Here is a 14,865-nt window from a genome sequence, read left to right as displayed (position 1 = left end):
GAAGGCGTATAATCTTATTTTTAAATTCTGATTCGTATCTTCGTTTTTTCATTGTCGTAACCTCTTTTCTGAAATAAATTATATCATTTATTCGACTGAGGTGTTACAACTTTAGTATACCACTACAGTAATAACTGAATGTAAACTTTCATATAGAATACTATATTCTCAAAAATAAATAAAATTATTGATACATAAGAGTTAGCACTAAATGAAGGTGCAGCTCTTTTTTATTTGTAGCAAACGAATGACTCCATGTATATAATTACTTAAAAGTAATATATACGTATAAGATGAAAGTAAGTTCTGCAATAGTTGACCTGTTGGAAACTACATGACATTTTGTGAATATAATTCTTTATATGGTATAATTTTATATATTAAATTTGTTATAAGTATAGGTGAGCTATATTGCTAAATGGTTTTAGGTAGGAGTATGGTCGGGGATATCTATATTTGCTCAAGAGTGATGTTGCAATGTATGAAGAACTTATGTATTAACAAATATAATAATTATATATAGTTGGGGGGATATAAATAATGGACATTGTGGAGAAAGAAAACATTAAGCTTTTTGTTAAAAATTATTTTAAGAGTTTACGTATTAAGCAATTTCTAATTATTACATTGATTTCTATTATTAGTGCGTATTTAACAAAGGGAAAAGAAGAACTTATAATTAGTATAGTAATTATAAGTATAATAAGCCTTGTGGCATTTTTTACATATCCAGATTTTCTGCAAAAAGAAACAGAAAAAGCAATTCAAACATCTTATAATAAAATCTCAAAACATGATAATGAATTAGTGATTATTTGCAATTTGAAAAAGTTTAATGGACCAACATTTGGTGCCTTGCATATTGATGAAAAAACAATAGAGTTTAAACCTTTTAGAGACAATCTTCAGAGTGAAAGGTTTTTAATTAAAGAAACAGAGATAAAGAATATTAAGATATCACTTTTAAAAATTAAAAGCTCAGTATTTAACAGAATATTTTACAAAGAATTAAATAAAGCAATAAGTTTTTCTGGTAATAGCATAAAGGTATTGTTACAAACACTAGAACCAGAAAAAACTATTGAAAAGATTAGGAAAAAGATACATATAAGTTAGTTAGAAAATATCAATGATCACTACATATAATTTTAATACTTATTTAATGGAAGAAGGGTTGTATAGTGAATCATATATTAAAAAAGAGAGTTAATAAAAATAGTGTCTATATAGTATTAATAAATATAATTATAATAATATCCTATAAAATAGGAAACACCATAGTAGCAAAGTTGGATTTACTATTCAGAGGGTGGATAGATATTTTATATATGATTAATGTCTTATCTTTTATTATTACAATTATAGTTTCCATTAATATATTTTTATGTTCAAAAGAATATTCAAAAATTAAAGATTCTATTATAAAAAATGCCTTGAAAATAATATCCTCAATTGTTACGGCAATTATTGTAACTATATGTTGCGTAGAGGGCTTGTTTATTCTTGCGTTCTTTTATGAACCAGAGCATATTATTTATGAGCAAAATCAAAAAGTAATAGCAAAGGTTGTTCCTCATGGATTTCATCATACACAAATTGATTTTTATGAACCAGTAAATATATTCTTAATGAGAAAATCAAATATACCTAGTAAAATTTATGATGGAAGTTATGATATATATGAAGAAAGATAAGTATATAAGTATTTTTATTTATAAGCTTTATTTTTTATTATTTCTAGAGCTATATCCAAAGCATCCTTATTTTCTAAATCATTAATATTATAATCGGGAATTACTCCTCGTTTTGTATCAAGTCCATTAGGTCTTACAAAATATTTATGAGATACTGCTATTGCCAATTTTGTGTTAGGAAGTCTAAACCAATATATATCACCATATTCTGTTGGAAGTCCTCCTGTTTCCGCACCTATTAAGTAACCTATATTATAATCTTTTACAGTAGAAGCAAGCATAACAGCACTTGAGAAGGTATATCTACTTGTTAAGAAATAAGAATCCCCTTTAAACTTAGGTTTATCAGTAAAATGTCTTGAAGCTGGACCTTTGCTTGTGTATACTTTTCCAAGATATTTAGGGTAAAACTCACCTATAACTTTTTTGATTTCTTCTTCACCCATACCTTGTTTTTTCAAATTATCTTTATAATATTCTAATATTTCATTGCTTATTTTTATATCCATTCTATCAGCTTGTTTATAGTTCCCATCATAAATGTATTCTATTAATAAATCTCCTAATTGAGAATTTCCGCCACCATTGTTTCTTAAATCTATTATAAGATTACTTATATGGTCCTTGTTTATCTTTTCAAAGGTTTCATCTAAAAATTTCTTAAACTTATCAAAATCTCTGAATGTATTGAAAGTAATAAGACCTGTATTATCATTTAGCTTTTTATAGCTGTAATCTACATAGTCTTCTTTTTTAGCATTGATTTTTTTTATCTCTTCCATGCCTATACCTTTAAGCTTTATGGTTTGCTCTTTATTATCTTTTCTAATAATTAAAGTATATTCATTCTTCAACTCATTATCTATATGATAATAGTCTGTAAATCTTCTTTGCATAGCAGCTTCTTTAAATGATTTAGTAGGGCAGCTTATATATTTTGAAATCTGACTATATATATCTGAAGTTTGTTTATCGTTTATTGAAATAATTTCCCAATCTTTATATTTATCGTATTCTTTTTTAAATGTATCTTTTATATACATTTTGCCATCTCGTATTGTTAAAGATATAAATAGCATTTTATCTGAATTATAAACTTTTTCCATGTAATCTTGTGGTTCTGTAAGCCATGTATGTCCATCTTCAAATTCACTTACAATAGGTGCAAATTTTCTATAAACCTCTATTGCAGTTAAAGGTTTATTTATGCTGTTCAGTTCTTTGTCTATTTCTTTTTTTATGTTTTCCTTAGAAGCTGCAAAATATAAATTAGGATGTACATTTTCCATAGTTTTCAGCATAAAGTCAATATCCTCTTTAATCTGCTGTTTTGAGTAAATTGGTTCTTTTTCAACATTTTCCTTTGCATAAGCAGCTCCGAAGAAACACTGATTAAAAATTAAAAAAGCACTGAAAAATATTTTTAATAACTTTTTCATAACTTTCCTCCTTAAAATATATTTATGTTATATGTAATAATACCCATAAATTACATTATATTATATGATTTTATGCGGTGCAATGATGATTATACTGTATTCATATACTTATGATACTTTTATTTTCAGGTAAATAATTCATTGAATTTGAAATAAATTATGGAAAGGTAGTGAATTGTTATACTCCATTTGAAGAATGTTAAACGTTAAAGGATAGATAATAAAAGAAACTATAACCATAAATCTGGCAGAACAGTTAAAAGTTTTGTTGGATTTATTACGTTAAAAAAGAGGTTAGTTAAATTTATTAAAGATGCTTGTTATAGAAAATAAATGTATATGATATAATTGAAATAATAAAGCTAGGACGTGATAAAATGAAAAACAATAAAGTACATCATGAGCATGATGTAGGATATAAACATATATTTTCGCATAAAGGTACTTTTTTAGAATTTTTAAGAAGTTTTACTAAAAAAGAATGGGCAAAACTAATAAAAGAAGAAGATTTAATTCTAGTTGATAAATCTTATGTACTTTCAGATTTTGAAGAAGAGGAATCAGATATATTATATAAAGTTAATGTAAATGGAGAAGAAGTAATATTTTATGTGTTACTAGAATTTCAATCAAAAGTGGATTTTCAGATGCCGATAAGACTGTTATTTTATATGGCAGAAATATGGAGAGATGTACTGAAAAATACTGATAAGAATAAAAGAAAAAGAAAGAATTTTAAGCTACCAGCCATTATACCCATAGTATTATATAATGGAAAAAATAAATGGACAGCGTGTACAAGTTTTAAAGAAATATTAAGTGGATATGAATTATTCGAAGAAAATATTTTAGATTTTAATTATATATTTTTAGATGTAAATAGATATAGACAAGAAGAATTATTTGATATAGCAAATTTAGTATCATCAGTATTTTTGATAGATTAAAGAATAGATGATAAAGAACTAATAAAAAGACTAAGAAAAATGATATTTATACTTAAAAAAATAAAACCAGAACAGTATGATATATTTAGACAGTGGTTAAAAGGAATAATAAAACCAAGACTACCAAAGGATATGCAACAGGAAATAGAAGATATATTAGAAAAGACAAATCAATGGGAGGTAGAATCTATGGTATATAATTTAGAAAGAGTAATTGATGATGTAAGAAAAAAAAGTGTTGAAGAAGGTATAGAAAAAGGGGTATTACAAGAAAGAATGGAAATATTAAAAAAGTTAATTAAAGCTGGTTCAGACATAGAATTTATAAAAAATATAACAGGATTAACGGAAGAAGAAATTAAAGAAGCTAAATCAAAAATGCATTGATGATTATAAACCAATAAACAAAAAACTCTTGCTGATGTAGAAGTTTGCTTAATATGATATCGGTTGGAATTATATTAAGTGTTTATAGACAAAGAAGGTTGTCAGTGAATAATAATCAAAGTAAAATAAAAAATTAAATAAATTTGTGTATTCAAAGTAAAGGGATTTTGCATTAAATTTTAAATGTAGAATCCCTTTACTTATGCTTATTATTATTTATAAGTGAGTTTGTTATTTTTATATTAAAGTGGTATTATTTATATTAATTACAAATCAATAGGAGGTATTTACGATGGGATTTGATGCTGGATTTTCAATAATTATTATATTGATATATCTTGTATTCTTAGGTGCTGGTATATATGGGTTTGTACTATTTGTTAAACTTGCTCACAGAGGAATAAAAGCACTTGATATTTATATAGATAAAAATAGTAAAGATATAAGTGAAAAAGAATAGCAGAGCAAATGGAATTTAATATTAATAAAGAAAGGTGAAAAACATGAAAGTATCAACTGAGCAAAACGGTGAACAAGCACAATCAAAGGTTTGGAAAGTTATAAGTGTGTTACCACTTAGCATAGCTGTATTTCAAATATTACTTATATTAAATTGGCTTTTTCAAATAACACCCTTTCAAAAATTAGAGGGAATGCCTTTATTACTTACTCCTTTCATAAGTCCAATAGGTATTATTTTTGCTGTTGCAGCGCTTCAAAAAAATTACAATAAAATTATCAAAGTAGGGATTATAAGCAACTGTATATTATTTTTTCTACCATGGATATATTGGGGTGTTGGAACACTTGTTTTTGGAGCTTAAGTATTTCGGAGTTTAGTGGTAGGCTTTTTAAAAATATTTTCAAATAGAAAAAATGGTAGAATAACATAAAGTTCCAACCATTTTCCCAAAACAATTATAATAATTTTATGAATAATTATTTCAAATTAATTTTTAAAAGTTTTGAATCAACATTACATACTATTTTTGAATTGTATATACCAAGTAATTTACCATTATATGTAGTTTGTTTGTTGCTATTTATTTCTGTTAAAGTACCTTTCAAAGAATCATTAACATATATTGTATCTTTATCTATTAAATAAAGATCTTTTTTATTTACTTCATAAGGTAATTTTAGTTCAGTCCAATCTGCATCATAATCATCAAATTTTCTATAATATATGGTAGATATTTTATCATCTATTAATTCTCCTAAGTAAATAACATCATTTTTATCCGTATCTATTAGTGTTAATTTTTCAGAGTTTTTAATCTTTACTCTCTTAGTATTTTTTTTGTTTAAAATGTAAATTCTATTATTAGGTAATGTTTCATAAACAATAGCATCATTATTTAACAACAATGAAATATCGCTAATATTAGTACTATCTATGTCTAATTCATATATATTATTCATTCTATCTATTTTATATAAAGAGTTATGAGAGGTTGAATTTTTAAGATTTAAGCAAACAATACCTGTTAGAGGTGATGAGTTTATACTTTCAACTTCACATTTTGTATTTGAAGTTATTTTTACAGCTTCATCCATATCGTTAACTTGATCAAGTTGATCGTTATCAGCGTTGTAAGAGAAAAAAGTAAATTTACTACTTTTCCTAAATTTTCGCTTAAGCGCTATATAGAGTTTATTTCTATTGGGTATCCAGTTATAACAAGATATATACCCTGGTTCAGAGATGTCCACTATTTTTTCAACTCCAGTGGCAGTATCAATAATTTTCAAATTATCATCCTCCAAATAGCTAATGTAGTCACTATCATAAGAAATTTGAAGATTTTCTATATTGTGAGGTAAATTTATTTGTATATCTTTATTATTATTACTAGCGGTATTAATGACTTTTTTTAAAACCATATTTTTAGATACATCTCTTTTTACTAATACGAAATTATTTACATAATATAAAGCAGAAAACTGCAAAATTAATCCCAAAGTTATAAATGCAAACAATTTCTTAAAGGTATAAATAAGTTTTTTCTTTTTATTTGATTTTTGAGTTTGTCTCATATATTTACCTCCGATTTAAGGTTCCACATATATTGCTGAAGGTATACAACGTTCACCTATACTATCACAAGGATTATTAATTACTTTCCCTTGAAAATACATAGTAGTGGATGATCCTCCATCTAAGTTAGCAGCAGTATAGGCACCTTGATCATATAAAATATCTTGTAGTTCGGACATAGAAACTCCAAACCTTTTAACTACTGTACCATCTATAACTAATAAGAGAATACTACCATCTTTTCTCTGTCCTATGGCAGTTCTAGGAGCTGATCCCCATCCGCCGTTACCCTTTATTTTTACTTTTTCACCATTTACAATTAAAGGTGGACCATAAGACAAGGCTTCACTACAGTTTAAGTCTTCTAATTGTTCTAAAGAATATTTACCTACAAGTAAGATACCCTTTTTAGTTATACCAATAATCTCTGTTTCTTCATTTTTCTTAACTGTACTTCTAATTACTTTTCCATTAGACATTAGTATACCTAGTGGAAAAGCGCCAGTACCTGCATATAAAGTACCATTTGCAGTCTTATCTTTAAAAGCACCGCCATTTACAGCTGCTACAGCATTAAATCTTTTAGCTATTTCACTAGTAGTTTGTCCAACTTCACCTAACTTTTCAGCATATCCTACTTTTACTTTTTTAGGATTGCTAATTACAAGGAGGTACCCTTTGAATCCTGTATCTTCTAAAACATATCTTTCAATATTATTTTTATTATCAGATTTTATGGTCATATTATCTATATCTTTTTTAGATTGAGATACTGTTTCAACAGAATTTTCACTTAATATATTTTGAATCTCTTTATCTGATAGAAAAAGTTTGGCAATCCATCTATGGCTCATTGTGGTCATAGACATTCCTACTAACGTATCTCTTACATTATTAAAAGGACCATAAAATGCAGTAAATGGAGTAGTTATACTACAGAAAATTAATTCAAGTAAAAAAAACTTGAATATTTTAGATTTTAGCTTCTTTTTTTTCATAATACACACCTTTATATTTGATAATTTATGAGTTGTTAATTTATAAAATATATTATAACATATAATATATTATTTTACTCATATGTAAAAATAATGATAGAATATAATAAAATCATCAAATAAAATGAATTTAACTAGATTTATATTTTGAGTCAGTGTAGTGGGTACTACACCATATAGGAGTGATTTAAAATGAAGAAAAAATATTTAATTATTATATTGATTGCTTTTGTTCTTAGTATTACGGGCTGTAGCAAGTCAAGTTCAAATATTGAAAATTATCTTAATAGTGGCACCACAATTGATACAAATGCCAAAGACATTATGCCTAAGCTTGATGATTTACCTAAATATGAGAATATAGCATACAAATATACTCATAAAACAATATTTCTATTTGAATCTTATTCAGTTGCTCTCATTGTGAACTATGATGATAAAACATATCAGAGCGAAAAAGATAAATTAGCAGAAAAATATACTTTTTTAGAAGAAAAAGTGGAGTCTGATTATGACGAAAGTAAATATTTCATCCCTGAATATGAGTTTTCAATAAATAGTTATACTTTTAAAGTTGTGGCTGAAGATGCAAATAGTAATACAGAATTTCCAAAATCCTTTGGTATGATTGGAACATCTGAAGAGAAAAAAAGTATAGCATATTTGTATTTTTATGATTTTGATTTAGATTATATCGGACAAGAAAATGATAGACATCCTATGGCTAATTTTGTTAAGGAGTATTTTGAATATGACTTTTAGCCATATGTTATGCATATTATCAGTATTATCTTTGGATATTGAGACACATTCTAAAGAAAGTGTGTTGTAAGAAGATATAATGTATTAAAACATAATGGTAGGAGATAGAAAAATATAATAAAAAATTGAAAGAAGGAAGAGAAATATGGGGTATTCCATAAAAGGTGAACTAATGTTAGTTATAGGAATTCCAATATATTTAGTAGTATTTGCAATAAGTATATTTAAAAAATATAAAATGAATATAAAAATTAGTTGGATTAGAGAATTGGTAAAATTCATCTTTGTATTGTATGTTTTTTTATTATTAGGAGTTACCTTATTTCCCCTAAGTATAGGGTTCAAACATAGTCGTGATTATTTTAGATTGCCAATAAATTTAATACCATTCAAAGAGGTAGTTGAAGAAATAGGTAAGATTGGAACTGATTACGGAGGGGATGTAGCTTTTCAAGTAAGGCTAATATTAAGAAATGTAGGGGGAAATTTAATATTATTACTCCCTTTAGGAGTAATATCGCCAATAATATGGGAAGAATTTACTAGAATAAAAAGAGTTATTATACAAGGGTTTATAGTATCTATATGTATAGAGTTACTACAACTTATAGAAATATTATCGGGAAGAGCTTTTGTAAGAGCAGTAGACATTGATGATGTAATACTAAATGTTTTAGGAGTAATAATTGGATATTTAATATATAGAGGCATATTCTATTTATCAAATAAGTATGATATTAAGTTTATGATTAATATATTTGCAGAAAGGACAAAAGAACAACAGTCAGATGAAAGCTATCAACATCAATTTTTTGAAAATAATTAAGTGTTAAATAATAGAAATAAAAATAATAGCCACAAATTTTACTATTAAAAAGTCAAGTCATACTAGCGGGTATTACGAATTCAGTATGTTCAATTCTATACATAAAATTAATAATTAGAAAGGATTGTTTATCTATGCTTAGAATAATTAGAGAAAAATTGTATTTATTAGGCTATATTATAATTATGTATAGCATCTGTCAATTTGGATATATTTGCTTCAATTTTGCACACGCTATTTTAAATAATAAAGAATGGACAGTTATAGAACCAAACGGTATAACAACTATTGGTAAAATACATTTTAACTATACAAATATATTTTTTGTGATTTCATTGTGTCTTATTTTTAGTATCGCTCTTATTTTGTTAGGTGTTTTTATAATAAAAAAAGGAAATAAGAATAGGATAAACTAAAGTATTGTATAATGATTAGACATGCTAAAAAGAATAATTCATAAAGGAAAATGTATTAATTAATTTTTGTAATATTAACTTAGGAATATTCTTAAATGATGATATAAAAAGCTAATATTAAAAAAATAGCTAAGACATAACAGCAAAACATCACGTTACAACAAGATATAATCTATCAATATGAAGTTACAAGAATTATCCTATAAGCGTTATAGAGATGTTGAAACACTCACTGTATATGATATAATTTAAAAGTAAGATTATTTATATTTTTCTAGTATGAGGTAAATTAATATGATATATACACATGAAGATAAGCGTAATAAAGAATTGAGAGTTGACTGCGAAAAATGTTTTGGGCTATGCTGTGTAGCATTGTACTTTTCAGCTGCGGAAGGTTTCCCAACAGATAAAGATGCAGGTAAGCCTTGTATAAACTTACAATCAGACTTTACCTGCTCGATTCATAAAAATCTTAGAAACAAGGGGCTTAAGGGTTGTACTGCTTATGACTGCTTTGGTGCTGGTCAAAAGGTAGCACAAGTTACTTATGGAGGACTTGATTGGAGACAAGTTCCTGAATCTGCTAAACAAATGTTTGAGGCGTTTCTGATTATGAGACAGCTTCATGAAATGCTATGGTACCTTTCAGAAGCGTTTATTTTGCAAAGGGACAAGGGTATCAAGGAGGAAATAAGTTCATTGCTGAACAATACTGAACGTCTTACTCTTCTTGACGCTGATTCTCTATTAACACTGAATACGCAGGCTCATAGAGCTAAGGTTAATGCGCTGCTGAAAAATACCAGCCAGCTAGTACGTACTAAAGCCCACAGTGGAAAAAACATTTCTTCAAGAAATCAGAACGCTAACTCTCGTCGATTAGATTATTTTGGGAAAGACCTAAGAAAAACCAATCTTAGAGGTGCAGACCTGAGAGGAGCATGCCTTATTGCTGCAAATCTTAGAGGAGTCGATTTGCGTGGGACTGATCTCATCGGGGCTGATTTGAGGGATGCCGATCTTAGTGGAGCTAATCTTACAAATAGCATCTTTCTTACCCAAGCCCAGATCAACACGGCTAAGGGTGATTCAAAGACAAAGCTACCCATGATGCTGGTTCACCCAACTTATTGGTCAAAGTAACTAACTGTATAATTTACATAAAGAAACATCGTATTTTTCAATTTTGAATTATACGATGTTTTTTTTATGTCTTAATATATTTTTGGTTTTCTTAAAAGGGAATTACTCCAAATTATGTTTGCTAGNTTATCACTAGCTTTATCTATGCTAACTAATAATTTTTTATTAGTATCATATTTAAAATACATGAAGTAAGCATTTGCTGCTTTTGAAACTTCCTTGCTGCTAGCTTCATCAAATTCTACTTTGTTAACATCTGCTAAATTGTTTTTCTTGATAAAATCAAGTGCTTTTCCTTTAGCTTCTTCAATATTAAATTCTTTAGTATTTCCTTTAGCTGTCTTATCATAAGATTCAAGCTCAAGTACTTTATTTGTTTTAGTATCTATTAAAGCTGTATAGCTTATTTTATCTTCACTAATATTTTTATTTGTTACTAAGAAATATTTTTGTCCACCTTGTTCTATTGTTGTAGCTTTTAAATCTTTACTTTCTACTTTAATATCAAGATATTTTTCAAATGCATTAACAGCTTTTTCTTCAGATGTTTTTGTGCTCTTCTCATTTAATTGCACAGCTACTTTCTCAGTCATTAACTTGTTTTTTAACATTGTATCTTGAGATACTTGTGCAAAAGCTTTTGTTCCTCCTAATGCCATTGCAGTAAGTAAAACTAAAGATGCTATTCTTTTTGATTTCATAATAATTTCCTCCTCTAATTGTAACATTAATTTATTTTATATCGTTGTTTTTCGTTATTTATTAGGAGATATAATTTACTAATTTATTTCATATCCCCTCGCTACAATTAAAGTATACAATTGGTATTTATAATAACTATCTACAAATTGTAAAGAAGTTGTAAAACTACTTCAAAATCCTTCTAGGAATTTTAAAATTAATTTCCTTTTCTATTGCGTCTAAAATGTTTTTATCTTTTGGAGCTGCAAATAGAAAAGTATATCCTTTTTCACCAGCTCTTCCAGTTCTACCTATACGGTGTATATAGCTTTCAGCGTTTTCTGGAATATCGTAGTTAAATACATGGCTGACCCCAGTTATATCTAGTCCTCTGGCCGCTACATCAGTAGCTATTAAATACTGAATATCTGTCTTTTTAAAGGCTTTCATTACTCTTTCACGCTTTGATTGAGTTAAACCACCATGCAGCTTTTGACAATTATAACCCTTCTGATAAAGAGCTTCTTCAAGATTATCGGCTCTTCTTTGGGTTCTACAAAATATGATAGCCATAAATGGATTTTCTTCATCTAAAATTGTACATAAGTCTTCTTGTTTTCTTCTATCTGTTGTTTCTATTAAAACTTGTTCGATATTTTTAAGAGTTACTTCTTCTTTTTCTATTACCACTAGTTTAGGGTCTTTCATATTTTTATAGGCTAATTTTTTTACTTGAGAGTTCATTGTTGCTGAAAAGCAAAGAGTCTGACGCTTTTTCGGTGTATGCTTTATAATCAATTCAGCCTCATTTTTAAATCCCATAAGAAGCATTTGGTCAGCTTCATCCAATACTAATGTTTTCAAATGGTCAAGATTAATTGATTCTCTGTTAAGATGGTCTAAAAGTCTGCCTGGAGTTGCAATTACTAAATGAATGTTACCTTTAAGCTTTTTTAGTTGTGCACCTATATCCTTACCACCGTATGCAGCTAATATATTTAAATCTTTAGATTCTTTCAGCTTCATAGCTTCTTCAGTTATTTGAATGGCAAGCTCTCTTGTGGGTGTTAGGATTAAACCTTGGATTGTATCTATATTAGGATTCATATTCTCAAACATTGGCAGTAGAAATGCAAGTGTTTTTCCAGTACCAGTCTGTGCCTCAGCTATAACATCATTACCATCTTTTATGAACCTTATACTTTGTTCTTGAATTGGAGTTGGTTCACTGATGCCTTGAGCTTTCAGCACTTTTAGTATATCATCGCTAAGCTCTAGTTCTTTAAATTTTATCATTATAATTCACCTTTCAATTTTCAAATATATTTTGAACAGATTTTCATTATTTACATAAACCAGCTAAGTATATCATACTTTCCATATAATAAAAACAGACATCAACTATATAATGTTATAGAATTAAGTTTGATTTTATATTAGTTTGTTCAGAAAATACTGATTGTATCAAAAATAATTAATAATAAAATTATAATAACAAAAAAACACTTGAACTATTTTCTGTATAGTGTATACTTATATAGAACCTTGATTCAGAAGTAAATGATTTATTATATGAATATTTTTGAAATTGTATCAATTAAGAATAACTTAAATACATAGATTTCGAAATTTTTATTGATGATTTATTTTTACAAAGAATTAAAGGAATAAAAATTTCGGAGGTAAGAACATATGACAGGTACAGTAAAATGGTTTAACGGAGACAAAGGATTTGGATTTATTACTACAGATGAAGGAAATGACGTATTCGCTCATTTTTCACAAATCAACAAAGAAGGATTCAAAACTTTAGAAGAAGGCGAAAAAGTAAGTTTTGACGTTGTTGATGGAGCTAAAGGTCCTCAAGCTGAAAACATTACAGTAATCTAATTTTATTAGAATAATAAAAACCTGAAGATAAACTTCAGGTTTTTTTATTTTTTGTAAATTCTTTAATATATGATTCAACTATTCTCAAAACATAGTGCATAGTTAAAAAAATACTTATTTTTATAGTATTATACTAGATGAAGAACTAATAATATTACTTATATAGTTGAATATTATATTTATACGTTTTCAAAAAGTCTAAATATACAGAAAAATATTTATAATCTCTTTATTATTTTCAAAATTAAAAGTATAATAAGATTTAAATCATAAATATATTAATTATAGATTTATGATTTGTGGGGCAAAATAATTTATCAATCTTAGAGGGGGCAAATATATGAAAAAGGTGAAAATTGCTATACTTGGATTAGGAAATGTAGGTGGAGGAGTATGGCAGATTGTAAATGATAATAGAGAGGAAATAAGAGAAAGGTCAGGTTGCGATGTAGAGGTAGCTAAAATCTTGGTTAGAGATCCTGACAAAAAAAGAGCTGTAGACGTGCCAAGAGAAATTTTAACTTCAAACCCAGATGAAATATTCGAAGATGAAAGCATCAAGATTGTTGTAGAAGTTATGGGTGGTACTGAGCCAGCTAAGGATTATATGATAAGAGCAATGAAAGCTAAAAAGCACGTTGTAACTGCTAACAAGCTTGCTATTGCTACTTTAGGTGAGGAACTTATTGAAACTGCAGAAAAAGAAGGCGTAATGCTGAGATACGAAGCTAGTGTTGCAGGTGGTATTCCTATACTACATGCAATAAATGATAGCTTGACAGCTAATAAAATTGAAAAAATAGTTGGTATTATAAATGGAACAACAAATTACATTTTAACAAAGATGTATTTAGAAAATATGGATTTTGAGACTGCTCTAAAAGAAGCTCAAGAAAAGGGGTATGCAGAAGCAGACCCAACTTCAGACGTAGAAGCTTATGATGCTGTTTATAAGCTTGGAATATTGACTTCTTTGGCTTTTGGAACAAGGGTTGACAGCAGTTTGATATATAGAGAAGGAATTTGCAATATAAAACCTATAGATATTGAATACGCAAAAGAGTTTGGTTATATAATAAAGCTTTTAGCAATTGTAAAAGATATAGATAATGTTTTAGAACTAAGAGTACATCCTACTATGATTCCAGAAAGACATCCATTAGCAAATGTTAATGATTCCTTTAATGCAATATTACTTAAAGGAAATGCTGTTGGTGACTTGATGCTGTATGGTAGAGGTGCAGGTGACCTCCCAACAGGTAGTGCAGTAGTTGGAGATATAGTTTCTATTCTTAAGAATGATTTAGAAATAAAAACTGTGCAAACAAAGGTTAGAAAACCTGCTGCTAAGAAAGTTAGTCATATGGAAAATACAGAAACTCAATATTATATAAGAGCTACTGTAAAAGATATGCCAGGTGTACTAGCTGAAATAACTACTATTTTAGCAAAGAATAATGTAAGTGTTTTATCAGTAATTCAAAAGGGTAAAGCTAAAGAAGATGTTACATTAGTGTTTGTAACACATAAAACATTAGAAGGTAATATGAATGCCTCTATGTTAGAGATACAAGAACTATCCAGCGTTGGGAAAATAGAAAACATTATAAGAGTAGAAAATGGAGAGGCAAATTAGGAAAA

At 27.6% G+C, this 14,865-nt stretch carries 15 protein-coding genes; 11 read left to right on the top strand and 4 right to left on the bottom strand.

Going from position 1 to position 14,865, the window contains the following annotated elements:
• The first annotated feature begins 540 nt into the window (after positions 1 to 540).
• Together OIO11_RS03690 and OIO11_RS03685 are read left to right on the top strand one after the other, a co-directional pair.
• Positions 541 to 1,116, top strand: a complete 576-nt coding sequence (locus tag OIO11_RS03690) for a hypothetical protein (RefSeq protein WP_268070016.1) — start codon at positions 541 to 543, stop codon at positions 1,114 to 1,116.
• A 65-nt stretch (positions 1,117 to 1,181) separates the two neighbouring features.
• Positions 1,182 to 1,694: a hypothetical protein gene (locus OIO11_RS03685; protein WP_268070015.1), complete on the top strand. Its 513-nt coding sequence runs from the start codon at positions 1,182 to 1,184 to the stop codon at positions 1,692 to 1,694.
• A gap of 14 nt (positions 1,695 to 1,708) precedes the next feature.
• Here the strand turns inward: OIO11_RS03685 and OIO11_RS03680 are convergent, their stop codons facing one another.
• Positions 1,709 to 3,133 carry a S41 family peptidase gene (locus OIO11_RS03680; RefSeq protein WP_268070014.1) on the bottom strand — a complete coding sequence of 475 codons (1,425 nt, stop codon included), beginning with the start codon at positions 3,131 to 3,133 and terminating at the stop codon, positions 1,709 to 1,711.
• Between the two features lie 377 nt (positions 3,134 to 3,510).
• Between OIO11_RS03680 and OIO11_RS17115 the strand changes: the two genes are divergently transcribed.
• The 4 genes from OIO11_RS17115 (at position 3,511) to OIO11_RS03665 (ending at position 5,291) form a co-directional block, all read left to right on the top strand.
• Positions 3,511 to 4,080 carry an Rpn family recombination-promoting nuclease/putative transposase gene (locus OIO11_RS17115; RefSeq protein ID WP_326497913.1) on the top strand — a complete coding sequence of 190 codons (570 nt, stop codon included), beginning with the start codon at positions 3,511 to 3,513 and terminating at the stop codon, positions 4,078 to 4,080.
• Positions 4,081 to 4,119: 39 nt separating this feature from the next.
• Positions 4,120 to 4,467, top strand: coding sequence for a hypothetical protein (locus OIO11_RS17110; protein ID WP_326497912.1), 348 nt, complete (start codon positions 4,120 to 4,122; stop codon positions 4,465 to 4,467).
• 292 nt (positions 4,468 to 4,759) lie between these two features.
• Positions 4,760 to 4,927, top strand: a complete 168-nt coding sequence (locus OIO11_RS03670) for a hypothetical protein (protein ID WP_268070013.1) — start codon at positions 4,760 to 4,762, stop codon at positions 4,925 to 4,927.
• A 43-nt stretch (positions 4,928 to 4,970) separates the two neighbouring features.
• The gene (locus OIO11_RS03665; RefSeq protein WP_268070012.1) at positions 4,971 to 5,291 is read left to right on the top strand and encodes a hypothetical protein; all 321 of its coding nucleotides are present in this window, start codon (positions 4,971 to 4,973) and stop codon (positions 5,289 to 5,291) included.
• 115 nt (positions 5,292 to 5,406) lie between these two features.
• On the opposite strand, the gene OIO11_RS03660 is transcribed toward OIO11_RS03665, so the two are convergent.
• Both OIO11_RS03660 and OIO11_RS03655 read right to left on the bottom strand, forming a co-directional pair.
• The gene (locus OIO11_RS03660; RefSeq protein ID WP_268070011.1) at positions 5,407 to 6,504 is read right to left on the bottom strand and encodes a hypothetical protein; all 1,098 of its coding nucleotides are present in this window, start codon (positions 6,502 to 6,504) and stop codon (positions 5,407 to 5,409) included.
• Positions 6,505 to 6,519: 15 nt separating this feature from the next.
• Positions 6,520 to 7,503: a phosphodiester glycosidase family protein gene (locus tag OIO11_RS03655; protein WP_268070010.1), complete on the bottom strand. Its 984-nt coding sequence runs from the start codon at positions 7,501 to 7,503 to the stop codon at positions 6,520 to 6,522.
• Positions 7,504 to 7,695: 192 nt separating this feature from the next.
• Here OIO11_RS03655 and OIO11_RS03650 point away from each other — a divergent pair, with 192 nt between their 5' ends.
• From OIO11_RS03650 to OIO11_RS03640, 3 genes are all read left to right on the top strand, one after another.
• A complete protein-coding gene (locus OIO11_RS03650; protein ID WP_268070009.1) occupies positions 7,696 to 8,265 on the top strand; it encodes a hypothetical protein in 570 nt (189 codons plus the stop codon).
• Between the two features lie 145 nt (positions 8,266 to 8,410).
• Entirely contained in the window at positions 8,411 to 9,091 is a 681-nt protein-coding gene (locus OIO11_RS03645) for a VanZ family protein (RefSeq protein ID WP_268070008.1), read from the top strand.
• Positions 9,092 to 9,801: 710 nt separating this feature from the next.
• Positions 9,802 to 10,653, top strand: coding sequence for a pentapeptide repeat-containing protein (locus tag OIO11_RS03640; protein ID WP_268070007.1), 852 nt, complete (start codon positions 9,802 to 9,804; stop codon positions 10,651 to 10,653).
• Positions 10,654 to 11,520: 867 nt separating this feature from the next.
• On the opposite strand, the gene OIO11_RS03635 is transcribed toward OIO11_RS03640, so the two are convergent.
• Entirely contained in the window at positions 11,521 to 12,630 is a 1,110-nt protein-coding gene (locus OIO11_RS03635; RefSeq protein ID WP_268070006.1) for a DEAD/DEAH box helicase, read from the bottom strand.
• A 396-nt stretch (positions 12,631 to 13,026) separates the two neighbouring features.
• Between OIO11_RS03635 and OIO11_RS03630 the strand changes: the two genes are divergently transcribed.
• Together OIO11_RS03630 and OIO11_RS03625 are read left to right on the top strand one after the other, a co-directional pair.
• Entirely contained in the window at positions 13,027 to 13,224 is a 198-nt protein-coding gene (locus OIO11_RS03630; protein WP_268070005.1) for a cold shock domain-containing protein, read from the top strand.
• Between the two features lie 340 nt (positions 13,225 to 13,564).
• Positions 13,565 to 14,860: a homoserine dehydrogenase gene (locus tag OIO11_RS03625; protein WP_268070004.1), complete on the top strand. Its 1,296-nt coding sequence runs from the start codon at positions 13,565 to 13,567 to the stop codon at positions 14,858 to 14,860.
• The last annotated feature ends 5 nt before the right edge of the window (positions 14,861 to 14,865 follow it).

Origin of the sequence: Clostridium sp. ZS2-4 (assembly GCF_026719745.1) — a bacterium.
Lineage (GTDB): Bacteria > Bacillota > Clostridia > Clostridiales > Clostridiaceae > Clostridium_H.
This window is presented reverse-complemented; position numbering and strand designations above follow the sequence as displayed.